Here is a 24,244-nt window from a genome sequence, read left to right as displayed (position 1 = left end):
GCCGCCGCTACTCGCGCACCTGCTCCAGCAGGGTCGTGACGGCGGCGCGGGTGTCGGCGGCGAGCCGTCCGAGGCGGTGCGCGGCACGGATCGACACCGGCCGGTACGGGTGCACGAGCCGCCGGGCCGCCGTGCAGGGCAGCGCGAACGCCGCGACGACGCCCGCGTCGATCCCGTCGAGTCCGCCGTCGTCCCGGCCGAAGACGAGCTCCCGGCCCTCGCGCGCGAGAGCCTCCGGCAGGTCGGCCTCGCCGATCGGGAGGCGCAGCACGGCGAGCAGGCCGGCCGCCTGCACCCGGCGCGGCAGCGGGCGTCCGAGGCGTCCCGCCGCGTGCACCGTGAAGAAGTCGGCCTGCCGCTCGAGGATGCCCGTGACCGTCTCGGCGAGGCGCTCCATCTCAGGGTGCAGCGAGAGCCGGGCGAGCCGGCGGTAGCCGTGCACCGCGACCCGGGCGTCCACCGTGAGGGCCAGCGCGACGGGGCCGGCGAGGGAGGCCGCGGCACGGTCGAGGAGCGGGCGCGACCTGACCGTCGGCTCCGGCGGGCGGACGTCGATGCCGCGGATCTGCGGCGAGGCCGCGAGCACCTCGCCCAGGGCGTCGGCGATCCGGTGCCGCTCGGCGGCCCAGACGGACGCGAACGCGCGGACCTGCTCGTCGGGGTGGGCGCGCGCGAGGGGGAGCACCCGGGCCACGGTGGCGTGCTCGATCGCCCGCAGGTACGCGGTGGCGACGATGGCCTCGCGGTCCAGCGGCACCTCCTCGAACTCGCGCACTGAGAAGTGCTCGCGCAGGGCGCCGTGCGCGCTGCGGTGGTGGTCCTCGAGGTCGAACGGTTCCGCGATGCCCACGTCGTGCTCCTCCGCTAGTCCGGTCCCTCCATCCTGGGCCCCCGGTGCGAGAGGCGGAAGAGCACGCGCCCATCCCTGGGACACTGGGAGCCGGTCGTCAGGCGGCCGGGGGAGCGGGGCGGGATGAGCGGGGCCCGGACCTCGGCGATCGGCGCCGTCCTCCTCGCCGCCGTCTGCTTCGGCACGACGGGGACCGCCCAGGCCCTCGGAGCGGCGGGCGTCGATCCGCTCCTGCTCGGGGCGGCGCGCATCGTCCTCGGCGGCGCCCTGCTGGCCGCTCTCCTCGGCGTGGAGGCTCTGCGCCGGCGGAGCCGCTCCCGCCCGACCCGCGCCGTCGTGCTGCTCGTCGTGCTCGGAGCGGTCGGCGTCGCCGCGTACCAGCCCGCCTTCTTCACCGGCACCGCGCAGAACGGAGTCGCGGTCGGCACGATCGTCGCCCTCGGCTCCGCTCCCGCCTTCACCGGCCTGCTGGAGTGGCTCGTCCTGCGGACGACCCCGAGCCCGCGCTGGTTCGCCTCGACCGCGCTCGCCGCGGTCGGCGTGGTGCTCCTCAGCGGAGGCGGGTCCGGCGGCGTGACACTCCCCGGCCTCGCCGCGTCGGCCGGTGCCGGCGCCTCCTACGCGCTCTACGCCGTCTGCGGCAAGCTGCTGCTCGAGCGCGGGCTCAGCCCCGTCGCCGCCATGGGAGCCCAGTTCGGGGCCGCGGCGCTGCTGGCGCTCCCGTTCCTGCTGCTGGGCGATCCGTCGCGGCTCTCCGGCTCGATCCCGGCCGTGCTCTGGCTCGGAGTGGTGACGGTCGCCGTGGCCTACACCTTCTTCGCGCGCGGCCTGCGAGTGCTTCCCGCGGCGACCGTCTCGACGCTCACCCTCCTGGAGCCGGCGACCGCGACCCTCCTCGGCGTGGCGGTGCTGGGGGAGCGGCTCACCGCGGGAGCCGTCCTGGGCATCGCGGTGCTGGTGGCGGCGGTGCTGCTGCTGGCGGTGCGGGGGCGCCGCCGTTCCGGTGCGCGGAGAGAGGCGCCGCCGCGCTCCGCGGAGTAGCGTCGACTCCCACCGACCCGACGACGAGGCGGAGCGCATGACCAACCCGTGGCTGGCCCGCCCTGGCAGCGGTCGGCGGCGCGCGCTGGTCGAGGAGTCGTGGGAGCGCGCACGGCGGCGGCGCCTCGATCCGGACCGGCTGACGGCACCGCTCTCGTTCTCGGGAGACGACCTCCGCGAGTACCGCACCGGGCATCCGCTCGCCTCGGTCCTCCCGGTGATCCGCCGCCTGCTGGTGCGTGACGCCGACGAGGACAGCGGCGTGCTGGTCGCGGTGGGCGACGCGCTCGGGCGGCTGCTCTGGATCGACGGGGACCAGCACCTCAAGAGCCTCGCCGAGGGGATGTCGTTCGTCGAGGGCGCGGCGTGGGCCGAGCCCGACGTCGGGACGTCCGCGCCGGGGACGGCCCTCGTGCTCGATCACGGCGTGCAGATCCACGGCGCCGAGCACTTCGCCTCGCTCGTGCACCCGTGGAGCTGCACCGCCGTCCCCGTGCACGACCCCGAGACGCACGAGATCCTCGGAGTGATCGACATCACCGGTGGCGCCGACGTCGTCGCCCCGCAGACCCTCCCGCTCATGGAGGCGACCGCCGCCGCCGTCGAGAGCGAGCTGATGGTGCAGCGGCTCCTCCGCCCGCGGCGGCCCGCTGCACGGAGCACGGCGGCGGCCCGGGCGCCGAGTCTGCGGGTCCTCGGGCGCGAGACGGGCCTGGTGACGGCCGCCGGAGCGACGCTCGAGCTCAGCAGCCGGCACGCCGAGATCCTGACCCTGCTCGCCTGGCATCGGGCCGGGCTCTCGGCCGAGCAGCTCGCCCTCCTGCTCCACGGCCGGGACGACGCGGTGGTCACCGTCCGCGCCGAGATGGTGCGGCTGCGCCGCGCGCTCGAGCCGACCCTCCCGCGCCTGGTGCCCCTCTCGCGCCCCTACCGCCTGGCGAGCCCGGTCGACCTCGACGCCCGCCAGGTGCTGGGCCTGCTCGACCGCGGCTCCCACCGCCTCGCCCTGGACGCCTACCGGGGCGCGCCGCTGCCCTCGTCCGAGGCGCCGGGGATCCGGGCGATCGCCGGCGAGCTGCGCCTGCGGGTGCGGGCGAGCGTCCTCGCCGATGCGGCGCCCGCGACCCTCCTCGCCTGGGCGGAGGGCCCGGACGGCCGCGACGACGCGGAGGTGTGGCGGGAGCTCCTGCGCGTCCTCCCGCCCCGCTCGCCCCGCCGTGCCGGTGTCGCCGCCCACCTCGAGACGATCGAGGCGGAGCAGCGCTGAGCCGTCCCGTCCGCTCCTGGGAGTCCCGCCGGAGCCGTGAGGCCGCGGAGCCGCCTCGCTAGCCTCGACGCATGAGCACCCTCGCACCACCTCCCCGGGCCCTCGCGAGCGGAGTCGCGGGGGGCCTGCTCCTGATGGCGGTCTTCACGATGTGGTGGGCGAGCGACACCACGGTCGGCTGGCCGGCTCCGGCGGCGACGACCGCCGTGACCGTCTGCGCGCTCGCGGCCGTGGTCTTCGCCGTGCAGGCCGTCCGCCTCCTCGTCGCCCGGCGGAGGATGGCGGTGGAGCTCACCGACGCCGACCGCGCGGCGAAGCCGAACGGCGTGCTCTTCGGGGCGGTCTTCGCCGCGGAGGGCGTGCTGATCGGTGTCGCGGTGGGAGTCCTCACCGGCACCGGGCTCGACCGGTTCCTCGTGCCGGCCATCGCCGTGATCGTGGGCCTGCACTTCTACCCGATGGCGAGGATCTTCGGCCGGACCCTCGACCTCTGGCTCGCCACCTGGACGACGCTGGTAGGAGCGATCGGAGTCGTCGTGGTCCTCGTCGACGGCTCCGCCTGGCCGCAGGTGTGGTCCTGGGTCGGCGCGGGGGCCGCAGCGGCCACGGTGACCTACGGCGTCTACATGAGCCGGATCGCCCAGCGCCTGCTCGCGAGCGTCTGAGGTCCGGGCCGCGGGGCCCTCCTCCTCGGGCGGCCGCGTCTCCGCCCGGCCGGTCCGGCCTCCGTCCTCGCCGCTCCCGCCGGTGCGTCGACCCGTGCAACGTCGTGCAACCCCCCGCGACGTAGCGTCAGGACCGGGCGCCCACCCCGCGCCCACGACAACGACGTCGATGGAGGTCCACATGACGCTGTACGCCGACCAGGTCGCCGAGCAGGCACCGCAGGAGCCGGGTTCCACGGTCTACGCGAATCCAGGCACGGAGGGATCCGTCGCCTCCTTCCGCTCGCGCTACGACCACTACATCGGAGGCGAGTACGTCGCCCCCGCGAGCGGCCAGTACTTCGAGAACATCACCCCGATCACCGGGAAGCCCTTCTGCGAGATCGCCCGCGGCACCGCCGCCGACGTCGACCGCGCCGTCGAGGCGGGCTGGAAGGCGTTCGCGAGCTGGGGGAAGACCAGCCCCGCCGAGCGCTCGAACATGCTCCTGAAGATCGCCGACCGCATGGAGGCGAACCTCGAGCTGCTCGCCGTCGCCGAGACGTGGGAGAACGGCAAGCCCGTGCGCGAGACCCTCGCCGCCGACATCCCCCTCGCCATCGACCACTTCCGCTACTTCGCCGGAGCGATCCGCGCGCAGGAGGGAGGCGTCTCCGAGATCGACCACGACACGATCGCGTACCACTTCCACGAGCCGCTGGGCGTGGTCGGGCAGATCATCCCCTGGAACTTCCCGATCCTGATGGCCGTGTGGAAGCTCGCACCGGCGCTCGCCGCGGGCAACTGCGTGGTGCTGAAGCCGGCCGAGCAGACGCCGGCGTCCATCCACGTGCTGCTCGACCTGATCGGCGACCTCATCCCCGCCGGCGTGCTCAACGTCGTCAACGGATTCGGATTCGAAGCGGGCGCCCCGCTCGCCTCCCACCCGCGCATCCGCAAGATCGCCTTCACCGGCGAGACGACCACCGGCCGCCTGATCATGCAGTACGCCAGCGAGAACCTCATCCCGGTGACGCTGGAGCTGGGCGGTAAGAGCCCCAACGTGTTCTTCGCCGACGTCGCCGCGGAACGCGACTCCTTCTACGACAAGGCGCTCGAGGGCTTCTCGTTCTTCGCCCTCAACCAGGGCGAGGTCTGCACCTGCCCGTCGCGGGCGCTCGTGCAGCGCTCGATCTACGACGACTTCGTCGGAGACGGCCTCGAGCGGGTCAAGCGGATCAAACAGGGCAACCCGCTCGACACCGCCACGATGATCGGCGCCCAGGCCTCGAACGACCAGCTCGAGAAGATCCTCTCCTACATGGACATCGGCAAACAGGAGGGAGCGAAGCTGCTCATCGGCGGCGACCGCGCCGACCTCGGCGGCGAGCTCAGCGGCGGCTACTACGTCAACCCGACCGTGTTCGAGGGCCGCAACTCGATGCGCATCTTCCAGGAGGAGATCTTCGGACCCGTCCTCGCCCTCACCTCCTTCGACGACTTCGACGACGCGATCGGCATCGCCAACGACACCCTCTACGGCCTCGGCGCCGGAGTGTGGAGCCGCAACGGCGCCCAGCTCTACCGCGCCGGCCGGGCCATCGAAGCCGGCCGCGTCTGGTCGAACACCTACCACCAGTACCCCGCGCACGCGGCATTCGGCGGCTACAAGCAGTCGGGCATCGGACGCGAGAACCACAAGGTGATGCTCGACCACTACCAGCAGACGAAGAACCTCCTCGTCTCCTACGCGGAAGGACCGATGGGCTTCTTCTGAGCTGGTTCGCACGGGCTCCTCGTTCCTCGTCGCCCGTGCCGCGGTCGGCTCGCCGACGTGGCCGGGTGGGGAGGAGCGGGGAGCGTTCGCACCGAGACGGATCCGCTGGCACGCGGATCCGTCGTTCGGTGCTGGGCCCTGCGGGCGAGGCATCTGGCGACGCGCGGAAGGACGGTGCTCGGCCCTGCGGGCGAGGCACCTGGCGGCGCGTGGGAGAACGGTGCTCGGCCCTGCGGGCGAGGCACCTGACGACGGGCCGCCCGCTCGTGCTGATCGAGTAGTCCGCGCAGCGGCGTATCGAGATGCCGCCCGGAGGAGCGTCCGGCGTCAGCGGTCGGGCGCACACAGACATTCCGCACCACGAGCGAAGGAGCACCAATCATGACCTCCACGAGGGTCGACGTCACTGCGGAGGCGGCAAGCATGCTCCGCCGGATGACGGCGCTGCACGGGCCGCTCATGTTCCACCAGTCGGGCGGATGCTGCGACGGCAGCTCCCCGATGTGCTTCCCTGCCGGGATGTTCCGCACCGGCGCCTCGGACGTGCTCGTCGAGTCGCTCCGGCTCGACGGCCTGGACCCGATCGACTTCTGGATGTCCCGCTCCCAGTTCGAGTACTGGAAGCACACCCACCTCACCGTCGACCTCGTCGACGGGCGGGGCAGCGGATTCAGCGTCGAAGCCCCCGAGGGCAAGCGCTTCATGATCCGCAGCCGACTGCTCACCGACGACGAGCTCGTCGAGTTCGGGCTGCTCCCCGCCGGAGCCGTCGGGCCCTGAGCCGGCTTCCCTGACCCGTTCCCCCCTGAACCGTTCCCGTCGCAGATCCTCGCCGACCGGCGACGTCCCGGTCCAGCGGTGTCAGCCGCCCGGAGCGGGAGCGGGCGGCGCCTTCCCCGTGCTCAGCTGCACGCCCACCACCGATCCCTTGTCCACGCGGGTGCCCGCGGCCGGACCGGTGCCGGCCACGGTGTTCATCGGCTGCGTCGAGTCGACCTGCGACGTCGCTCCGGGAGTGAGCCCTGCTGCGGTCAGCGCCTGTGCGGCGGAGTCGCCGGTCCGGCCGGACAGGTCCGGCACGGTGACCTGCGGCGCCGCGATGAGCGACTGGTCGGCCTGCGGGAAGTCGGAGCCGCCGTAGCGGGAGTCGATCGCCGTCATCAACGGCTTCCAGATCCGGTGGCGTGCCGAGGGCGCCCAGCCGCTGTCGAAGTCGATCGAGTCGAGGTTCACCCTCGAGCCGTCCGCGCGTGCCGAGATGCTGCCGACCCAGACCGCGAGGGAGGTCTCGGTCGAGGCCCCGATGGCCCAGGTGTCGGCGGAGTTGTCGGTGGTGCCCGTCTTGGTGATGTGCTGGATGCCGTTCTTCGGATCGTCCTCGACACCCGTGCCCTCGGCGGTCACCTTGAGCATCGTGTACTGCATCGCCGAGGCGACCCTCGACGACACCGCCCGGCTGCAGGTCGTCTCCACCGGCTCTATCTCGCGGCCGTCCGCTCCGACGATCGCCGTGATCGCGACGGGGGTGCAGGTCGTGCCGTTCGCGGCGATGCCGGAGTAGGCGGTCGCCATGGTGAGCGGTGCGATCTCGTTGGTGCCGAGGACCGCTCCCGGCGACTGCACGAGCGCGGTCCCGTCCGCGCGGTGCACTCCGAAGGCCTCGGCCTGCTTGCGGATCTCGCACTGGTCGAGCAGGTGCGACATCCCGGTGAAGCCCGTGTTCAGCGAGTAGATCGTCGAGTACAGCGCCGTCTGGGTGTCGGTGTAGCCGCCGTCGCCGGCGTTCTTGGGGTTGTAGGAGTCGTAGTCCCAGGTGCCCTCGCAGCTGTCGGCGAAGCCGGTCCAGTTCTTCTGCTTCGAGTCGAACTGCTCGAGCAGGGTGTGCCCGCGGTCGAGCCATTCGGCGAGCGTGAACACCTTGTAGGCGGAGCCGGTCTGGAAGCCGTTGCCGCCGCCCGCGGACGCGTCGACGTTGAGGTTGATCGCCGAGAACTCCGGCCCGCTCGCGATCACGTCCGGGTCCTGGCTGTAGCGCTTGTTCTGCACCATCGTGAGGATGCGCCCGGTGCCGTTCTGGACGGCGACCGCCGTCGCCCCGACGTCGAAGCGCGGATCGGAGGAGGGGACCTGCTCGTCCATCAGCTCCTGCGCGGTCCTCTGCAGATCGAGATCGATCGTCGTGTAGACCTTGATCCCGCCCTGCTTGATCGCCGCGTAGCGCTCGTCGTCGGTCGCTCCGAGCGCCGGGTCGTCTCGGAGGACGTGGGTCACGTAGTCGCAGAAGTAGGCCGCGCTGCCGGCCGTCTGGCAGCCGGTGGACGGCGGGGTGATGTCGGGGGTGATCGCCTCGGCGGCCGCGGCGTCGTGCGCGGCCTGGTCGATGCTCCCCGTCTCGAGCATCCGGTCGAGGATGTAGTCGCGCCGCTCCCGGGTCTGCGCGTAGCCGTTCGCCTCGCCGTTGGCCGTGTCGTCCGGCCGGTCGAAGCGGAACTTCTCGGGGTTGTTCACGATGGCCAGGAGCGAGGCGGACTGCGCGAGGGAGAGGTCGGCCGCCGGGATGCCGTAGTAGTACTCCGCCGCGGCCTCGATGCCGTAGACGGTGCCTCCGAATAGGGCGATGTTGAGATAGCCGAGCAGGATGTCGTCCTTCGAGGACACCTTCTCGAGCCCGATCGCGAGCCGCATCTCCTTGAGCTTGCGCTCGGCCGTGGTCGCCGTCGCCTCCGCGTACGCGCGGTCGCGGTCCGCCTCGTCCGGGATCGACTCGGCCTTCTGCACCAGCACGTTCTTCACGTACTGCTGCGTGATCGACGAGCCGCCCTGGGTGTCGCCGTCGAGGAGGTAGGTGCTGGCGATGGCGCGGAGGGTGCCCTGCAGGTCGATCCCGCCGTGGTCGTAGAAGCGCGGGTCCTCGCTCGCGACGAGCGCGTCCTTCACGGAGTCGGCGATCCGGTCGGCCGGCACCTCGATCCGGTTCTGGTCGTAGAAGGAGGCCAGCAGCGTCGGATCGTCCGGGTCGCCCGCGTAGACGTCGCTCTTCTGCATCAGGCGCCCGACCTCGAGGTAGCTCGGGAGTGACTGGAACGCCGAGATGGTGCCGGAGGTCGCCGCGCCGGTGAGCGCGGCGGCGGGGGCGACCACGAGCGAGGCGAGCAGACCCGCCAGGACGCTGACGATCACGAATCCGAACAGCGCGCCGAGAGCCCCGTGGACGGTTCGACGGGGCTGGAAGACGGGGACGTTCGGTCGCTTCAGGATGGATCCTCTCGCTGCACCAGCACCCTAGGCGAGGCCTGCGACATCCCCGACGAGGCGCGCCACGGCCGCGCCGGACGCCCGTCCGCCCGGAGTCGGCGCGACGGCGCCCGCGCAGGCCCGGCGCCTGCGACAGCAGAAGGGGCCGACCCCGGAGGGATCGGCCCCTTCACGGGACGGGCGACGTCTCTACTCGATCAGGTCGCCGTTCAGGTCCGAGATGTCGTTCGGATTGGCCGGAGCCTTGCCCGTGCTCACCTGGAGGGGGATCACCCCGCCGGCGACCGCCGTCTCCTCCGCGCTCGGCGTCGTCGACACGACGGAGCCCTCCGGGATCGTCGCGGAGTCGACCGACTCGTGCATCCCGACGACGAAACCGGCGGCGGTGAGGATCGCCGTGGCGCTCTCGACCGTCTCGCCCGTGACGTCGGGGACCTCGGAGTTCGCCGCCGATCGCGGCGAGTACGCGAGCATCGAGGCCGGCGGTGCCGTGAAGTCGTCGCCGCCGTACTTCTCGTCGAGCGCCGTCATGATCGGCTTCCAGATGGCGTGCCGGGCGTTGGAGGCGCGGATGGTCCCCTTCTCGCCCGTCAGGCTGATGAAGCGCAGGTTCTGCTTGGTGTTGTCGGCGAAGCCGTTGATGCTGCCGACCCAGACCGCCAGGGAGGCGGCCTTGCTGGCGCCCGCCGTCCACACGTCGGCGGCCTCGTCGGTGGTGCCCGTCTTGCCGATGTGCTCGATCCCGTCGAAGGGGTTCGAGGCGTAGGCCGTTCCGGAGGTCATCACCCGCTGCATCGCGTACTGCATCCCTCGGGCGACCTCGGGCGACACGGAGGGCGTGCACGCCGATGCCGGGGTGGCGACGGCGTTGCCCTCGCTGTCGGTGATCCGGTCGATGACGATCGCCGAGCAGGTCGTGCCGTCGTTCGCGATCCCCGCGTAGGCGTTGGCCACCGTCAACGGCGCGATCTCGTTCGTCCCGAGGACCGAGGCCGGCCCGTTGGCGAGCTCGCGGCCGTCGGCGCGGTGCATCCCGAACGACTCGGCGGTGGTGCGGATGTCGCAGAGGTCGAGCTGCTGCGCCATTCCCATGAAGCCGGTGTTGATCGAGTTCGTGGTCGCGCCGAGCGCGCTCATCGAGCTCGCGTCCTCCGACGGGTCGTCATTGCGAGGCGAGAACTTGCCGTAGTAGCCGCCGTCGCCCTCGACGTTGCACTTCTGGGGGTAGGAGCTGAAGCCGGAGGTGGGGGAGGCGAACGACTCGTTGACGGTGTGCCCCGCCTTCAGCCACTGCGCCAGCGTGAACACCTTGTAGGTCGATCCGGTCTGCACGCCGGAGCCGCCGCCCATGCTGAGGTCGACGTTGAGGTTGATCGCGCTGTAGCCGGGGTTCGCGGCGAGGAACTGCTCGTCCTGGCTGTACTGCGTGTTCTGCACCATGGAGAGCACGCGGCCCGTCTTCGCCTCGACGGAGGCGGCCGTCGCGCCGACCTGGAAGCGCGGGTCGACGGAGGGGATGTAGGCGTTGAGCGCCGCCTGCGAGACCTGCTGGATGTCGAGGTCGAGGGTCGTCACGACGTCGAAGCCGCCCTGGCGGATGCGCTGGTAGCGCTCGTCGTCGGTCGCCCCGAAGACGGAGTCGTTGCGGAGGACGTTCAGCACGTAGTCGCAGAAGTACGCGGCGTTGCCGGCGGTGGTGCAGCCGGTCGAGGGCTCCGTGATGTTCGGGGTGATCGGCTCGGCGACGGCGGCGTCGTGCGCGGCCTGGTCGATCCGGCCGTGCTTGAGCTCCTCCGAGAGGATGTAGTCGCGGCGCTCCTTGGTGGCGGCGTAGCCGTTGGCGGCGCCGTTCGCCTCGTCGCCCGGGTTGTCGAAGCGGAACTTCGCCGGGTTGTTCACGATCGCCAGCAGCGCGGCCGCCTGCGAGGTCGAGAGCTGGCTCGCGGGGATGCCGTAGTAGTAGTTCGCCGCGGCCTCGATGCCGTAGACGGTGCCCCCGAAGAGGGCGATGTTGAGGTAGCCGAGCAGGATGTCGTCCTTCGACGCCTCCTTCTCGAGGCCGATCGCGAGGCGCATCTCCTTGAGCTTGCGCTCGGGGGTCGGGTCCGTCGCCTCCTGGTAGGCCTTGTCGCGCGCGGCCTCGTCGGTGATCGACTCCGCCTTCTGCACCAGGACGTTCTTGACGTACTGCTGCGTGATCGACGACCCGCCCTGCAGGTCGTCGCCCGTCAGCGTGACGGCGATGGCCCGGAGCGTGCCCTGGAGGTCGATGCCGCCGTGCTCGTAGAAGCGCGGATCCTCGCCGGCGACGGCCGCGTCCTTCGCGGACTGCGCGACGTCGTCCCAGCCGACCTCGACGCGGTTCTGGTCGTAGACGGAGGCGAGGAGGGTCGTCCCGTCGCTCGCGTAGACGTTGGTGCGCTGCATCAGCTGGCCCACGTCGAGGTAGCCCGGCAGGTTCTGGAACATGCCGATCGTGTTGCTCGTCGCCAGGCCCGTCAGCGCGAGAGCCGGCGTGACGCCGACGGTGATCAGGACGCCCGCCACGGCGCTCATCCCGATGAACCCCATGACCGCCCGCAGCGACATCCCGAGCGGCCGGACGGAGCGGCGGGATGCAGTGGGAAGTGCCATGGAGCGGTCGTCCTTTCGACGCGGCGCCGGGCCGCGGAGATGTGAGGGAGGGTGGCGAGAAGCCTCGCGAGCAGTCGCGCGATCCCCCGGGTTCATGGTACGTGACGGGTGCGCCCGCGGGGCGTCCTCCTCCCGGTGGAGATGAGGACCTGGCGGGTGATGCGCAGGAGCGGGCGCGTCCGGGGTGCTGACCTCGGGTCGATGCATCCGTATCGTGGGGGGAGCGCCGCTCCGAGGGGCGCTGCAGCACCCGTTCCACCCACCGCTCCGGGGCCCCGGGCGGCCGGCCCCGGCAGAAAGCGCACACCATGGCACGCATCCACGACGACGTGACCCAGCTCGTCGGCAGGACCCCTCTCGTCCGCATCAACCGGCTGGAGGGCGCCGACCAGGCGACGGTCCTCGCCAAGCTCGAGTTCTACAACCCCGCGAACAGCGTGAAGGACCGCATCGGCGTCGCCATCATCGACGCGGCCGAGGCCTCCGGCGAGCTGCACCCCGGCGGGACGATCGTCGAGGGCACGAGCGGCAACACCGGCATCGCGCTCGCGATGGTGGGCGCCGCCCGCGGCTACAAGGTCGTCCTCACGATGCCCGAGACGATGTCCGTCGAGCGCCGGGTCCTCCTCCGCGCCTACGGAGCCGAGATCGTGCTCACCCCCGGCAGCGAGGGCATGCGCGGAGCGGTCGAGCGCGCCCGCGCGATCGTCGACGAGACCCCCGGCGCGATCCTCGCCCGCCAGTTCGAGAACGCCGCCAACCCCGAGGTGCACCGCCGCACCACCGCGGAGGAGGTCTGGGAGGACACCGACGGCGCGGTCGACGTCTTCGTGGCCGGCATCGGCACCGGCGGCACCATCACCGGAGTCGGCCAGGTGCTCAAGGAGCGCAAGCCCGGCGTGCAGATCATCGGAGTGGAGCCGATCGACTCCCCGCTCCTCACCCAGGGCACCGCCGGGCCGCACAGGATCCAGGGCATCGGCGCCAACTTCGTCCCCGCGATCCTCGACCGCGAGGTCTACGACGAGATCATCGACGTGACGCTCGACGACTCCGTGCGGGTGGCCCGCGAGATGGCCGCGCAGGAGGGGATCCTCGGCGGCATCTCCTCCGGCTCGATCATGTGGGCCGCGCTCGAGGTCGCGAAGCGCCCCGAGAACGCGGGGAAGACCATCGTCGCCATCGTCTGCGACTTCGGCGAGCGGTACATCTCGACCGTCCTGTACGAGGACCTCCGCAGCTGAGCCCCTCGAGACGAGCCGGGACGCCCCGCTCCGGACGCGACGGTCGGCCAGAGCGCCGCGTCCCGTCCGGACCGGAGCGACCCGGGCTCCTCGCCCTGCTCCGCGAGGACGTCCGCACCGCCCGGGAGCGCGACCCCGCCGCCCGGAGCGCGGTGGAGGTCGTCCTCTCCTACCCGGGAGTGCACGCGGTCTGGGTGCACCGCGTCGCGCACGCCTGGTGGCGGCGCGGCCTCCGCCTGCCCGCCCGGCTGCTCAGCCAGGCGGCGCGCGCGGCGACCGGGGTGGAGATCCACCCCGGTGCGACCATCGGCCGACGCCTGTTCATCGACCACGGCATGGGCGTCGTCATCGGCGAGACCGCGCGGATCGGCGACGACTGCATGCTCTACCACTCCGTCACGCTGGGCGGGAGGTCGGCCCGGCGCGAGCGTCGGCACCCCACGCTCGGCGACCGGGTGGTCGTCGGCGCCGGCGCGGTCGTCCTGGGCCCGCTCGTGCTCGGATCCGACGTCAGCGTGGGCGCGAACGCCGTCGTGGTGAAGGACGCGCCCGACGGAGCGGTGCTCGTCGGCATCCCGGCCCGCGATCTGCGCGATCAGGGCGGGGAGGAGGACCCGCTCGCCGGGTCCGGCCGCTCCACCGGACCGGCGGGACGCGTCTAGCCGGCGATGCTCAGTCGTCGCCCCGCGGCGAGATGTCGCGCGGGGCGCTCTTGATCTGCGCGAAGGCGTCCAGCGCGTGCGCCCGCGTCTCCTTGAGGTCGACGAGGGGCGCCGGGTAGCCGTCCGCGCCTCCGGTCAGCGTGTCCTCGAGCGTCCACGGCTCGTGCACGGCGGCGCCCTCGACTCCGCCCAGCTCCGGCACGTTGTGGCGGATGTACTCGCCGGCCGGGTCGAACTTCCTCGACTGCGTGACCGGGTTGAAGACCCGGAAGAACGGCGACGCATCGGCTCCCGAGCCCGCGACCCACTGCCAGTTCGCGGCGTTGCTCGCCGGGTCCGCGTCGACCAGGGTGTCCCAGAACCACTCCTCGCCCACCCGCCAGTCGACCAGCAGGTTCTTGATCAGGAACGACGCGGTCACCATCCGGACCCGGTTGTGCATGTAGCCGGTGCTCCAGAGCTCGCGCATGCCTGCGTCCACCAGGGGGTAGCCGGTGCGCCCCTGGTGCCAGGCGTCGATCGCCTCCTGGCCGGGGCGTCCCCACGGGAAGGAGTCGAACCGGGTGTCGAAGTTCGCGGTCGCCAGATCCGGCCAGTGGAACAGCAGGTGGTAGCAGAACTCGCGCCAGAGCACCTCGGAGAGGAACCGGTCGCTGCCGTCGCCGCGGTGCAGGCCCTTCGCGTGCGCCTCCTCCAGGGCGTGCCACACCTGGAAGGGGCTGATCTCGCCCCACCTCAGGTGCGGGGAGAGGTTCGAGGTGGCGTCCTCCGCCGGCCGGTCGCGGCCGTCGGCGTAGTCGTCGAGCTGGTCCGCGAGGAACGCGCGCAGCCGGTCGGCCGCCGCCTTCTCGCCGGGGACCCAGCGCTCGCGCAGCCCTCCCGCCCAGTCGGGACGCGTGGGCAGCAGCTCCCAGTCGTCGAGGGAGTCGGAGGCGATGTCTCCCGCGACGCCGTCGAGCGAGCGGGGGCGGGGGAGCGGCGCGCGCGGCGTCGGCTTGGCGCGGCAGGCGCGGGCGAAGGGCGTGTAGACGGAGTAGGGGCCGCCGGCGCCGGTCTGCACGGTCCACGGCTCGAACATCAGCGAGCCCTGGTGGCTCTCGGCCTCGAGGCCGCCGTTGCGGAGCGATTCCTTCACCGCCGCGTCGACGGTGCGCTCGGCCCTCCCGTAGCGGCGGTTCCAGTGCACGGCTCCGGCGCCGATCTCCTCGGCGAGCTGGAGGACGACGGCCGCGGCCGGCCCGCGGCGCAGGATCAGCGGGGCGCCGTGCTCGCGCAGGTCGGCGGCGAGGGCTGCGAGGCTGCCGTGCAGCCACCAGCGGGAGGCGCCCCCGAGCGGACGGATGCCCGCCGACTCCTCGTCGAGCACGTAGCAGACCGCGACGGGGCCGCCACGGTCGATCGCGGCGCGCAGAGCGGGGTTGTCGGCCAGGCGCAGATCGTCGCGGAGCCAGACGAGGGTGGGGGAGGTGTCACTCATGGTGACCCCCATGATCCGCGAGTCCCGCGCCGCGGCGAAGACCTGGCCGGTCGCTGCGGCCCGTGCTAGCGGTGACGGATCAGGAGGAGGCGATGCCGTCGCGGAGCTTGTCGCAGAGCGCGGTCAGCTGCTTCAGCTCGTTTTCGTCGAGGACGCCGCCGACCTGCTCCGAGATGGTCCTCATGTGGGTGAGCGCGACGCGGCGGAAGAGCGCGTAGCCCTCGTCGGTGATCGCGATGATCGTGCCGCGGGCGTCCGCCGGATCCTCGCTCTTCTCGACGCAGCCGCGGGCGGCGAGCCGGTCGATCAGCCTGCTGACGCTGGGCTGCGTCAGGAGGACGTGCCGGTTCAGGTCGCGCAGCCGTGCGCGCCGACCGGGCTGCCGGGTGAGGTTGAAGAGCACGTCGTACTCGTTCATCGAGATCTCCCGCGAGGGGAACTCGGTGCTCAGGGTGCGCATCACCTGGACCTGGGCGCGGAAGAGCGACTCCCAGGCGGCGACGGCCTCTCTCGACCCCACTGGTCCTCCTTCTCGGCGCTCAGGAAGCGGTTCCCTGACATCCAGACGCCGTACAGCCTACGCCGGGGTGCTGGGAGGAGGGGAGCCGGAGGAGGGTGGCCGGGGGAACGACAGAAGGCCGGCCGCTGAGGCGAGCGGCCGGCCTTCATTCCCTTGCACCAAGAGTGTCCTGCAATCACTTCTCGCGCTTCCCGCCACAGCAAACGGTCGACGCACTTGAACTATATAACGACCCGGTAACGACGCAACCCTCTCTTTCCTGAATCCTCCCTGAGCCCTCCCCGCCTGGCCCGCCGCCGCGCCCGCCCGCGCTCCGACGACTCTCTCCTGACTCAGGCCGCCCCGTCTGCTGCCTCCGACGTCCGCACCGAACCGCAGCCCATCCCTGACCGTTGACGGACACGACGAGCACCCCCTGCCCTCGTCCCCCGCCGACGCGGCCCGGCCCCGTCGTCCTGCCCGCGAGGCGCGACCGGCCCCGCCACGGCTTCGACCACGCAGCGGGCCGTCGAGCAGCCTTCCACGTCTGAGGAGCGGTCGCGCACATCCGTCGAGGTCGAGAGGACGTTCCGCCCTCGAGGCGAACGCGGGAAACGCGTGTCAGCGTTTCCCGCTAGCCGGTCGCGACCCGCTCTCCGAATCGCGACCACCGGTGAAGCCGACCGCGGTGAGGAGAGCGCAAGCGCTCTCCTCACGGTTCAGAACAGATCCGGCGACGGCGTCGACGCGTAGCGGATGGCGACGTCGGCGTGGCGGTCGAAGCGGTAGCCGACTCCGCGGACGGTGCGCACGATCTCCTCGTAGCGGCCGAGCTTGGCGCGGAGGCGGCGGACGTGGACGTCGATGGTGCGCTCGTTCGGCGCGTCGTCGTCCGCGGCGCCCCAGAGCGAGGCGATGAGCTCGGCGCGCTCGATGGTGCGGCCCTCGCGGAGCACGAGGTACTGGAGGAGCTCGAACTCCTTGTAGGTGAGGGGGGTGGTCTCCTCGTCGAGGATGACGCGCTTGCGGGAGATGTCGATGACGACGCCGCCGGGTGCACGGTCGGGGTCGGGCTCGGCGTCGGAGCGGCGCTTGGCGACGGCGGCCGGGTCCTGCAGCGCGAGGCGGACCACGTCCACGTCGCGGCCGCCGGCGCCCTGCGGGGCGAGGGCGACGGAGGCGTAGGTCTCGGCGTCGGGGGCGAGCTGCGCCGTGACGCGCTTGAGCTCCTCGACCAGGCGGCCGAGGTCGACTCCGGCGGCGCGGGCCTTGGCCTCGTCGATGCCGACGTACAGGGCGAAGCCGCGGGCCTCGGTGCCCTGGGGGACGGCGCGGAGGCGGGGTGCTGCGGGCGCGGCGTCGGCGACCGGCTGGAGGCGGGGCGCCTCGGTGGAGGTGGCGGCGGGGACGGTGCGGGTGTGGAGGAGGGTCATGACGAGTCCTTGGCTGGTCGGATCCGGGACGAGTGTCCGAGGGAGCGGATCCGGGTGTGCGCGATCGAGCCGGCCCGCGGTGCGCGGTGGCGGCAGAGACGGATGCGGGGCATCCAGGGGATCGTCCGCGCCCCGGACGCTCAGCCGATCGTGACGATCAGCGGGCGGAGGCGGTGCGGGGATCCGGCGAGGTCAGTTCCTCATGCACACATTCGACAGCACATGACGGGGCCACCGGCCATCATCATGCCGGCATTCCCGGTGGCCTCGAGGGAGGTCAGGGCGTGCAGGGTGTCAGTCATGTCCGTCAGTAAAGCGGAGGCCGGTGCGGTGCGTCAACACTTCCGTGGGGATGGACGGCGCGTCGCGGGTGGTTCCGGTGCTCGGGAGGAGGCGCGAGCCGTGTCGGGGGATCCCGCTGCGCCCGCTGCTCGATCAGCAGGACGGGCTTTGCCGGACGGTCGCGGTGGGGTGTCGAGACCCTCGCTGCGCCGGCCGACCGGCACGGCTCAGCGGGGCTCCCTGTTCCGGGGCGCGACGGAAGGCCCGCTCGTCCGGGGGCCGGCGGGCTCAGCCCGCGAGGCCGTAGAGGCGGTCGCCCGCGTCGCCGAGGCCGGGGACGATGTAGCCGAGCTCGTTGAGCTTCTCGTCGAGGGAGCCGAGGACGATGGTCACGTCGCGGTCGCCGAAGGCCTTCTCGACGGCGGCCAGGCCCTCGGGGGCGGCGAGCAGGCAGACGGCGGTGACGTCGACCGCTCCCCGGTCGAAGAGGAACTGGATGGCCGCGACGAGCGAGCCGCCGGTCGCGAGCATCGGGTCGAGGACGAAGCACTGGCGGTTCGACAGGTCGTCGGGCAGGCGCTCCGCGTACGTGGTCGGCTCGAGCGTCTCCTCGTTGCGTGCCATGCCCAGGAAGCCGACCTCGGCGGTCGGGATGAGCTTGACCATGCCCTCGAGCATCCCGAGGCCGGCCCGGAGGATCGGGACGACCAGCGGCTGCGGGTCGCTGAGCGCGAGGCCGGTGGTCTGCGTCACGGGGGTCTCGATGGTGACGGTGCGGGTGCGGACGCCGCGGGTGGCCTCGTAGGCGAGGAGCGTCATCAGCTCCTCGGCGAGCTGCCGGAAGGTGGGGGAGGGGGTGCGCTTGTCACGCAGCACGGTGAGCTTGTGGGTGATCAGCGGGTGGTCGGCTACGTGGACGCGCATAAGCTCAATCTACTGGCCGGAGCGGCGCCCCACCGGTCGCAGCTGGCCGCCGCAGGAGGGGGAGCGATGCGCGACAGCGATCTCCGCGTCCCCCGCCGCTCCGAGGAGTGGATGGGCCTGGCGCTCGACGAGGCGCGGCGGGCCGCGGGCTGGGGCGACGTCCCCGTGGGCGCGGTGGTCCTCGACTCGGAGGGGGTCGTGCTCGGGCTCGGGCGCAACGAGCGCGAGCTGCGGCGGGATCCGACGGCGCACGCCGAGGTGGTCGCGATCCGCGCGGCGGCCGAGGCCCGCGGCGACTGGCATCTCGAGGGCTGCACGCTGGTGGTCACGCTCGAGCCGTGCGTGCTCTGCGCCGGAGCGATCCTGGCGGCGCGGATCAACCGCGTCGTCTTCGGTGCGTGGGACGAGAAGGCGGGCGCCTCCGGATCCGTGCACGACCTCCTCCGCGACCGCCGGCACAACCACGTGGTCGAGGTGTACCCCGGGGTCCGCGCCGCGGAGAGCTCGCGGCTCCTGCTCGACTTCTTCGCCGAGCGCCGCTGACGCCGACCGGCGCTGACGCCGAGCGCCGCCGAACCCCTCAGCTCGGAGCGCCCAGCCACTCCGTCAGCGCGAGCCGCGTCGCCGCGTGCATCCGCTCGAAGCGCTCCGCTGCGACGTCGTCGGCGAGCACGGCGGCGTCGTAGCCCGCCGCTCCCGCCCACTCCCCGTCGCCCTCGAGCCACTGCGCGGCCATCGTGCCGGTCAGCTCGGGGTGGAACTGCACGCCGAGGAGCCAGTCCTCCACGGCGAACGCCTGCACCTCGCCGGTCGGCGACGACGCCAGCAGCGCCGCTCCGCTCGGCAGCGCGAAGGTGTCGCCGTGCCACTGCATCACGTCGACGCCGGCGAGGTGCCGGAGCGGGGAGCCGGCGCCCTCCTCCGTGAGCACGACCGGGCGGAAGCCGACCTCGCGGGCCGATCCGGGATGGACGGACTCGCCCAGGGCGGTCGCGATCAGCTGCGCTCCGAAGCAGACGCCGAGCGTGGGACGGCGGTGGTGCATCCGGTCCTGCAGGAGCGCGATCTCGGGGCTGATGAAGGGGTGCCGCGAGGTCTCGTAGACGCCGGCGCTGGAGCCGAGCGTGACGACGAGGTCGGGGGCGAGGATGTCGATCGCGTCGAGGTCCGTCCCTGCGACGGCGTCGACGGCGAACCCCCGCTCGGTCAGCATCGGCTCGAGCGCGCCGAGCCCGGCACCGCGCTCGTTGACGATCGCCAGGGCCCGGCGCATCTCAGGCGCTCCCGTGCGGCGCGGCCGGCGGGGAGGCGGCGGGCGGAGCGGCGGCGGCCGGAGCGGCCGCGGCGGCCGTCCCTTCCGCCTCCGTCACGGCCGGACGGGCCGCCGGCGGTCCCGCGCGTCCGCGGTCGACGTCGGGCTCGAGGTAGATCGTGGTGGCGGCGGGAACGGCCTCGCGGATCCGCTTCTCGGCGGCGTCGATCCCGGCGGCCACGTGCTCGAGGGTCTCGGCGGCCGGGAAGGCGAGCTTCGCGGCCACGAGGATCTCGTCCGGTCCGAGGTAGAGCGTGCGCATGTGGATGACGCGCTCGACGTCGCGCCCGGCCTCGAGCGCGGCGCGGATCGAGGCGGCGTCGGCGGGAGTCGCCCCCTCTCCGACCAGCAGGCTCTTCGTCTCGACGCCCAGCACGATCGCCACCACGATCAGCAGGGTGCCGATCATGATCGTTCCGATCGCGTCGTAGACCGAGTCGCCGGTGATCACGGTCAGCCCGACTCCGAGCAGCGCGAACGTCAGACCGGTGAGCGCGGCGACGTCCTCGAGGAGCACGACCGGCAGCTCCGGCGCCTTCGCCCGGCGGATGAACTGCAACCAGGACTGCGAGCCGCGGACCCGGTTCGACTCCTTCACTCCGGTGCGCAGCGAGTAGCCCTCGAGGCAGATCGAGATCACGAGGACCAGGATCGGCAGCCAGGCGTTCTCGAGCTCGTGCGGCTCGGCGATCTTCTCGATGCCCTCGTAGAGCGAGAAGACGCCGCCGACGGAGAACAGGATGATCGACACCACGAAGGCGTAGACGTAGCGCTCCCGTCCGTAGCCGAACGGGTGCTCCTCGTCGGCGGCCTTCCGCGACTTGCGGCCGCCGAGCAGCAGGAGCAGCTGATTGCCGGAGTCGGCGAGCGAGTGCACGCCCTCGGCGAGCATGGAGGCGGATCCGGAGAAGAACCAGGCGACGAACTTCGTCAGGGCGATGCCGAGGTTGGCCGCGAGCGCCGCGATGATCGCGGTGCCGCCTCCGGATGCGCTCACGTGGTCTCCTCGGGCTCGCCGCTGGATGGTCGGGCCATCCTACGAGGCGCCGGACCGCCCCTGGACCCCCTTGCCGCGGGCTCTTCGTAGGATGAGCGGCGTGACCGATGCGCCCGTCCTGCTCCCGTCCATCGCCGTCCTCGGCCTCGGCTCGATGGGGGGCGCGATCCTCCAGGGCCTGCTGGCTCCCGGCGTCCGCGTCGAGGGGGGCGTGCGGGTGACCAACCGCGACTCCGCGAAGGCCGCCGCGTGGGACGGCCACCCGGTGGTCACCGCCTTCGCCACCGCGGACGACCCGGAGGCCAACCGGCGCGCGGTCGAGGGCGCGGCGATCGTGCTCGTGGCCGTCAAGCCGCACATGGTGCCGGACCTGCTCGACGAGATCGCCGACGCGCTCGCCCCGGGCGCGGTCGTCGTCTCCGTCGCCGCCGGCGTGACCGCGGCCACGTTCGAGCGGCACCTGCCCGCGTCCGTCGCCGTGCTCCGCTCGATGCCGAACACTCCCGCGGTCGTGGGCCGCGCCGTCACCGGCCTCAGCGCGGGCACGCGGTCCGGCGACGAGGACCTGGCGCTCGTGCGCCGCCTGTTCGAGACGGTCGGCGAGGTGGTCGAGGTGCCGGAGTCGCAGCTCGACGCGCTCTCGACGATCTCCGGCTCGGGGCCCGCCTACGTGTTCCTGCTGATCGAGGAGCTCATCGCGGCCGCTGTCGCGAAGGGCTTCACCCCGGAGCAGGCGTCGACGATGGTGGTCGGCACGTTCCGCGGCGCGGCCGAGCTGCTCGCGGACTCCGGCGAGGAGCCGGCGGAGCTGCGCCGGCGGGTCACGAGCCCGAAGGGCACCACCGAGCGGGCCGTCGCGGTCCTGCAGGAGGCCGACCTCGCCGCCCTCTTCACGCGGGCGACCGACGCCGCGCTGGCCCGCGCCCGCGAGCTCGCCGCCTCCTGACTCCGCCCTCCTCTCCGCGAGATGCCGCTCGGGTACGCGACACCCCGGAGCGGGCGTACCGGAGCGGCATCCCGCAGAGGAGGAGGAGGGAGGGGGCGCGGGTCAGGAGCCGAGGGCCGCGAAGCGCTCGATGTCACTGGGGGTGCCGCTGACCACGATGAGGTCGTGGTTCGAGACGACGGTCTGCTCGGTCGCGTAGGTGAAGGGCTTGCCCGGGCTCTTGACGCCGACGACGGTCACGCGGTGCTTGCGGCGCACGCCCGACTCCGTGAGCGTCAGCCCCCGGATCGGCTTGGGCGGGTACATCTTCGCGAGCACGAAGTCGTCGTCGAACTCGATGAAGTCGAGCATGCGGCCCGAGACCAGGTGCGCGACGCGCTCGCCCGCCTCCGCCTCGGGGTAGATCACGTGGTTCGCGCCGATCCGCTCGAGGATCTTGCCGTGCGAGCGCGAGATCGCCTTCGCCCAGATCTGCGGGATCTTGAGGTCGACGAGGTTCGCGGTGATCAGCACGGACGCCTCGATGGAGGAGCCGACCGCGACGACGGCGACCTGGAAGTCCTGCGCGCCGATCTGCGCGAGGGCGTCGAGCGAGCGGGCGTCGGCCTGCACCGCGTGGGTGACCCGCTCCGACCACTTCTGCACGAGACCGGCGTCGGCGTCGATGGCGAGGACCTCGCGGTCGAGGCGGTCGAGCTGGCCGGCCGTGGCGGCTCCGAAGCGCCCGAGGCCGATCACCAGCACCGGGGCGTCGTACCTGATGCGGTCAACCAACGATGGGCCTCTCTTCCGGTCGTCTGAACAACTGCCTCCGCTGGCTCGCGGCGAGCGCGGCGGCGAGAGTCACGGTACCAACGCGGCCCATGAACATCGTCAGCGCGAGGATGTAGACCCCGGACGGCGGCAGCTCCGCGGTGAGCCCCGTCGAGAGCCCGGAGGTCGCGAAGGCCGAGATCACGTCGAAGAGCACGTGGTCGAGCGAGGCCTTGGTGATGTGCAGGATCAGGACGCTCGACACGGCGACCGTCGTCGCGCCCCACAGCACGACCGAGACGGCCAGGCGCAGGACGTCGTTCGGGATCCGGCGGCCGAAGGCCTCCATGTCGTTGTTGCCGCGGGCCTCGGCGAAGGCGGCCAGGAACAGGATCGCGAGGGTCGTGACCTTGATCCCGCCGGCCGTGGAGGCCGATCCTCCGCCGATGAACATCAGCATGTCCGTCACGAGCAGGCTCGAGCCGTTGAGGTCGGGGACCGAGATCGTCGAGAAGCCGCCCGACCGCGTCATCGTCGAGAGGAAGAAGGACTGGAAGACGGTGTCTCCCGCATCGAGGCTGCCGAAGGTCCTCGGATTGTCGAACTCGAGCACGATGTAGAGGACGGCCCCGGCGACGAGCAGGATCACGGAGGTGACCAGCGTCAGCTTCACGTGCACCGACCACTTGCGCGGGCGCCGCCAGCCGCGGGAGAAGGCGTAGATGACGGGGAAGCCGATCGAGCCGAGGAAGACGCCGAGCATCAAGATGCCGAGGAACCAGTAGTCGTCCTCGAACGGGGTGAGTCCCGCGGCGTTCGGGGCGAAGCCGGTGTTCGTGAACGCCATCGCGGAGTAGTAGAAGGAGTGCCAGACGGCCTCGCCGATCGGGATCCCGTCGATTAGCATCCGCGGGAACAGCAGGAGCGCGACGATGATCTCGATCGCGGCGGCGCTGATCGCGACGGTGGCGAGCAGTCCGCCGATCTCGCCCAGGCGCACGGCCTGGCCCTCGGCGACGGGGCCGGAGTGGATCCGCAGAGGATTCGAGTCGCTGGCGACCATGAGCTTCGCCCGGAGCCCGAGGCGGCGCGAGATCGCCAGGCCCATGATCGAGGCGAGCGTCAGCACTCCCAGAGCGCCGATGTTCACGCCGACGAAGATGATCGAGTGGCCGAACGCCGACCAGTGCGTCGCCATGTCGACCGTCGCGAGGCCGGTCACGCAGATCACCGACATCGCGGTGAAGAAGGCGTCGTGCAGCGGAGTGACGGTGCCCGTGGTGCTCGACACCGGCAGCGAGAACAGCAGGGTGAAGACGAGCACGAGCGCCGAGAAGATGAGGATCGCGAAGCGGGACGGCGAGCGTCCGGCGAAGTCGTCGATGAGGTCGCGGGCCCGCTCGAACCCCGACCAGGGGGAGACGGGCGAGACGCCCACGGGGCTGCGGAACTGCTGCCGAACCACCACGGCGGATCCTCCACTCGATCGCGGCCATGCTACCCGCTCGGTGCCGGGCCCCCGGGGCGCTGACTAGCCTGGGCGCATGGCTGACATCTTCGGGGTGATCGCGGACGGGACCCGCCGGGACATCCTCGCCCTGCTGCTCGAGCAGCGGCGGGACGGCTCGGCCGAGGGCATGAGCGTGTCGCGGATCGTGGCGCGCCTCGAGCTGAGCCAGCCGACCGTCTCGAAGCACCTCAAGGTGCTGCGCGAGACCGGCCTCGTCACGGTGCGCGAGAGCGGACAGCACCGCTTCTACGCGCTCGAGTACGCGCCGCTGGCGGAGGTCGAGGACTGGCTGCTGCCTTTCCTCGCCGAGGACGAGGCGGCCGGCGCCCTGCTCGACGCTCCGACCGCGGCCCGGGCGGAGTCGCTGGGTCGGGCGCTCGCCGAGCGCACCCACCAGGTCAGCACCGTGGTGCAGGACATCCAGCGGGGCGTCAGCGAGGGAGCGACGAAGGTGGCGGAGGCGCTGCGCATCCGCAAGTGAGGGGCGCCGAGGAGCCGGAAACGGTGGAGCCCCGGGTCGTGTAAGCTCGCGGGAGCCAGTTTTTCGTAAGCGGCCGCCCGTCGGGCGGTCGACCCCCTTAACGTTGTGAGGTCTTCGTGGGTTCTGTCATCAAGAAGCGTCGCAAGCGTATGGCGAAGAAGAAGCACCGCAAGCTGCTTCGCAAGACTCGCCACCAGCGTCGCAACAAGAAGTAGGCTCGCGCCTCTTCCCACTCGAGCGTCCGCCCTTCCGGGGT

22 protein-coding genes are annotated in these 24,244 nt (G+C 72.1%); 11 read left to right on the top strand and 11 right to left on the bottom strand.

Features of this window, described 5'->3' with window-relative positions:
- Nucleotides 1–7: 7 nt before the first annotated feature.
- Nucleotides 8–850: a hypothetical protein gene (locus C5C55_RS07445; protein ID WP_104233441.1), complete on the bottom strand. Its 843-nt coding sequence runs from the start codon at nt 848–850 to the stop codon at nt 8–10.
- A gap of 123 nt (nt 851–973) precedes the next feature.
- On the opposite strand from C5C55_RS07445, the gene C5C55_RS07440 reads away from it, so the two are divergent.
- From C5C55_RS07440 to C5C55_RS07420, 5 genes are all read left to right on the top strand, one after another.
- Entirely contained in the window at nt 974–1,891 is a 918-nt protein-coding gene (locus tag C5C55_RS07440; RefSeq protein WP_104233440.1) for a DMT family transporter, read from the top strand.
- A gap of 37 nt (nt 1,892–1,928) precedes the next feature.
- A complete protein-coding gene (locus C5C55_RS07435; RefSeq protein ID WP_104233439.1) occupies nt 1,929–3,158 on the top strand; it encodes a GAF domain-containing protein in 1,230 nt (409 codons plus the stop codon).
- Nucleotides 3,159–3,229: 71 nt separating this feature from the next.
- Complete coding sequence (locus tag C5C55_RS07430) at nt 3,230–3,823, top strand: hypothetical protein (RefSeq protein ID WP_104233438.1); 594 nt, start codon at nt 3,230–3,232, stop codon at nt 3,821–3,823.
- Between the two features lie 181 nt (nt 3,824–4,004).
- Nucleotides 4,005–5,579: an aldehyde dehydrogenase family protein gene (locus tag C5C55_RS07425; RefSeq protein WP_104233506.1), complete on the top strand. Its 1,575-nt coding sequence runs from the start codon at nt 4,005–4,007 to the stop codon at nt 5,577–5,579.
- Between the two features lie 381 nt (nt 5,580–5,960).
- Nucleotides 5,961–6,359, top strand: coding sequence for a DUF779 domain-containing protein (locus C5C55_RS07420; RefSeq protein WP_104233437.1), 399 nt, complete (start codon nt 5,961–5,963; stop codon nt 6,357–6,359).
- An 81-nt stretch (nt 6,360–6,440) separates the two neighbouring features.
- Here the strand turns inward: C5C55_RS07420 and C5C55_RS07415 are convergent, their stop codons facing one another.
- Nucleotides 6,441–8,759: a transglycosylase domain-containing protein gene (locus C5C55_RS07415; RefSeq protein WP_104233436.1), complete on the bottom strand. Its 2,319-nt coding sequence runs from the start codon at nt 8,757–8,759 to the stop codon at nt 6,441–6,443.
- Between the two features lie 264 nt (nt 8,760–9,023).
- Entirely contained in the window at nt 9,024–11,468 is a 2,445-nt protein-coding gene (locus tag C5C55_RS07410) for a penicillin-binding protein (protein ID WP_181067799.1), read from the bottom strand.
- A gap of 308 nt (nt 11,469–11,776) precedes the next feature.
- Between C5C55_RS07410 and cysK the strand changes: the two genes are divergently transcribed.
- Both cysK and epsC read left to right on the top strand, forming a co-directional pair.
- On the top strand, nt 11,777–12,712 hold the full coding sequence (gene cysK / locus C5C55_RS07405; protein ID WP_104233434.1) for a cysteine synthase A: 936 nt from the start codon (nt 11,777–11,779) through the stop codon (nt 12,710–12,712).
- Between the two features lie 95 nt (nt 12,713–12,807).
- Entirely contained in the window at nt 12,808–13,374 is a 567-nt protein-coding gene (epsC, locus tag C5C55_RS07400) for a serine O-acetyltransferase EpsC (RefSeq protein ID WP_104224204.1), read from the top strand.
- Nucleotides 13,375–13,384: 10 nt separating this feature from the next.
- Here epsC and C5C55_RS07395 read toward each other — a convergent pair whose 3' ends face one another.
- The 4 genes from C5C55_RS07395 to upp all read right to left on the bottom strand — a co-directional run bounded on the left by C5C55_RS07395 (nt 13,385) and on the right by upp (nt 17,989).
- Nucleotides 13,385–14,851: a deoxyribodipyrimidine photo-lyase gene (locus C5C55_RS07395; protein ID WP_104233505.1), complete on the bottom strand. Its 1,467-nt coding sequence runs from the start codon at nt 14,849–14,851 to the stop codon at nt 13,385–13,387.
- Between the two features lie 79 nt (nt 14,852–14,930).
- A complete protein-coding gene (locus tag C5C55_RS07390) occupies nt 14,931–15,311 on the bottom strand; it encodes a MarR family winged helix-turn-helix transcriptional regulator (protein ID WP_104224206.1) in 381 nt (126 codons plus the stop codon).
- Nucleotides 15,312–16,069: 758 nt separating this feature from the next.
- On the bottom strand, nt 16,070–16,783 hold the full coding sequence (locus C5C55_RS07385; protein ID WP_104233433.1) for a winged helix-turn-helix domain-containing protein: 714 nt from the start codon (nt 16,781–16,783) through the stop codon (nt 16,070–16,072).
- Nucleotides 16,784–17,353: 570 nt separating this feature from the next.
- Complete coding sequence (gene upp, locus C5C55_RS07380; RefSeq protein WP_104224850.1) at nt 17,354–17,989, bottom strand: uracil phosphoribosyltransferase; 636 nt, start codon at nt 17,987–17,989, stop codon at nt 17,354–17,356.
- Nucleotides 17,990–18,055: 66 nt separating this feature from the next.
- Here upp and C5C55_RS07375 point away from each other — a divergent pair, with 66 nt between their 5' ends.
- Nucleotides 18,056–18,532: a nucleoside deaminase gene (locus tag C5C55_RS07375; RefSeq protein WP_104233432.1), complete on the top strand. Its 477-nt coding sequence runs from the start codon at nt 18,056–18,058 to the stop codon at nt 18,530–18,532.
- A gap of 37 nt (nt 18,533–18,569) precedes the next feature.
- On the opposite strand, the gene C5C55_RS07370 is transcribed toward C5C55_RS07375, so the two are convergent.
- Together C5C55_RS07370 and C5C55_RS07365 are read right to left on the bottom strand one after the other, a co-directional pair.
- Nucleotides 18,570–19,262 (bottom strand): gamma-glutamyl-gamma-aminobutyrate hydrolase family protein, encoded by a 693-nt coding sequence (locus C5C55_RS07370; protein WP_104233431.1) that lies wholly within the window; start codon nt 19,260–19,262, stop codon nt 18,570–18,572.
- 1 nt (nt 19,263) lies between these two features.
- Nucleotides 19,264–20,298 carry a cation diffusion facilitator family transporter gene (locus tag C5C55_RS07365; RefSeq protein WP_104233430.1) on the bottom strand — a complete coding sequence of 345 codons (1,035 nt, stop codon included), beginning with the start codon at nt 20,296–20,298 and terminating at the stop codon, nt 19,264–19,266.
- Between the two features lie 154 nt (nt 20,299–20,452).
- Here C5C55_RS07365 and proC point away from each other — a divergent pair, with 154 nt between their 5' ends.
- Nucleotides 20,453–21,244, top strand: a complete 792-nt coding sequence (gene proC, locus C5C55_RS07360) for a pyrroline-5-carboxylate reductase (protein WP_374953059.1) — start codon at nt 20,453–20,455, stop codon at nt 21,242–21,244.
- A 102-nt stretch (nt 21,245–21,346) separates the two neighbouring features.
- Here proC and C5C55_RS07355 read toward each other — a convergent pair whose 3' ends face one another.
- Nucleotides 21,347–22,018, bottom strand: a complete 672-nt coding sequence (locus C5C55_RS07355; protein ID WP_068255410.1) for a TrkA family potassium uptake protein — start codon at nt 22,016–22,018, stop codon at nt 21,347–21,349.
- Nucleotides 22,011–23,381, bottom strand: a complete 1,371-nt coding sequence (locus tag C5C55_RS07350) for a TrkH family potassium uptake protein (protein ID WP_244229642.1) — start codon at nt 23,379–23,381, stop codon at nt 22,011–22,013. The genes C5C55_RS07355 and C5C55_RS07350 overlap by 8 nt, the downstream gene beginning before the upstream one ends.
- Nucleotides 23,382–23,541: 160 nt before the next feature.
- Here C5C55_RS07350 and C5C55_RS07345 point away from each other — a divergent pair, with 160 nt between their 5' ends.
- Both C5C55_RS07345 and C5C55_RS07340 read left to right on the top strand, forming a co-directional pair.
- Nucleotides 23,542–23,988 (top strand): helix-turn-helix transcriptional regulator, encoded by a 447-nt coding sequence (locus C5C55_RS07345; RefSeq protein WP_104224854.1) that lies wholly within the window; start codon nt 23,542–23,544, stop codon nt 23,986–23,988.
- A gap of 116 nt (nt 23,989–24,104) precedes the next feature.
- On the top strand, nt 24,105–24,203 hold the full coding sequence (locus tag C5C55_RS07340; RefSeq protein ID WP_003792170.1) for a 30S ribosomal protein bS22: 99 nt from the start codon (nt 24,105–24,107) through the stop codon (nt 24,201–24,203).
- Nucleotides 24,204–24,244: the final 41 nt, after the last annotated feature.

Source organism: Rathayibacter sp. AY1C2 (assembly GCF_002931195.1).
Classification (GTDB): Bacteria; Actinomycetota; Actinomycetes; order Actinomycetales; family Microbacteriaceae; genus Rathayibacter.
This window is presented reverse-complemented; position numbering and strand designations above follow the sequence as displayed.

Coding starts and splice junctions, on each gene's coding strand:
- C5C55_RS07440 (WP_104233440.1), top strand. CDS start 974: ATGAGCGGGGCCCGGACCTCGGCGATCGGCGCCGTCCTCCTCGCCGCC.
- C5C55_RS07435 (WP_104233439.1), top strand. CDS start 1,929: ATGACCAACCCGTGGCTGGCCCGCCCTGGCAGCGGTCGGCGGCGCGCG.
- C5C55_RS07430 (WP_104233438.1), top strand. CDS start 3,230: ATGAGCACCCTCGCACCACCTCCCCGGGCCCTCGCGAGCGGAGTCGCG.
- C5C55_RS07425 (WP_104233506.1), top strand. CDS start 4,005: ATGACGCTGTACGCCGACCAGGTCGCCGAGCAGGCACCGCAGGAGCCG.
- C5C55_RS07420 (WP_104233437.1), top strand. CDS start 5,961: ATGACCTCCACGAGGGTCGACGTCACTGCGGAGGCGGCAAGCATGCTC.
- C5C55_RS07410 (WP_181067799.1), bottom strand. CDS start 11,468: ATGGCACTTCCCACTGCATCCCGCCGCTCCGTCCGGCCGCTCGGGATG.
- cysK (WP_104233434.1), top strand. CDS start 11,777: ATGGCACGCATCCACGACGACGTGACCCAGCTCGTCGGCAGGACCCCT.
- C5C55_RS07395 (WP_104233505.1), bottom strand. CDS start 14,851: ATGAGTGACACCTCCCCCACCCTCGTCTGGCTCCGCGACGATCTGCGC.
- C5C55_RS07390 (WP_104224206.1), bottom strand. CDS start 15,311: ATGCGCACCCTGAGCACCGAGTTCCCCTCGCGGGAGATCTCGATGAAC.
- C5C55_RS07385 (WP_104233433.1), bottom strand. CDS start 16,783: ATGACCCTCCTCCACACCCGCACCGTCCCCGCCGCCACCTCCACCGAG.
- upp (WP_104224850.1), bottom strand. CDS start 17,989: ATGCGCGTCCACGTAGCCGACCACCCGCTGATCACCCACAAGCTCACC.
- C5C55_RS07375 (WP_104233432.1), top strand. CDS start 18,056: ATGCGCGACAGCGATCTCCGCGTCCCCCGCCGCTCCGAGGAGTGGATG.
- C5C55_RS07370 (WP_104233431.1), bottom strand. CDS start 19,262: ATGCGCCGGGCCCTGGCGATCGTCAACGAGCGCGGTGCCGGGCTCGGC.
- proC (WP_374953059.1), top strand. CDS start 20,453: ATGGGGGGCGCGATCCTCCAGGGCCTGCTGGCTCCCGGCGTCCGCGTC.
- C5C55_RS07345 (WP_104224854.1), top strand. CDS start 23,542: ATGGCTGACATCTTCGGGGTGATCGCGGACGGGACCCGCCGGGACATC.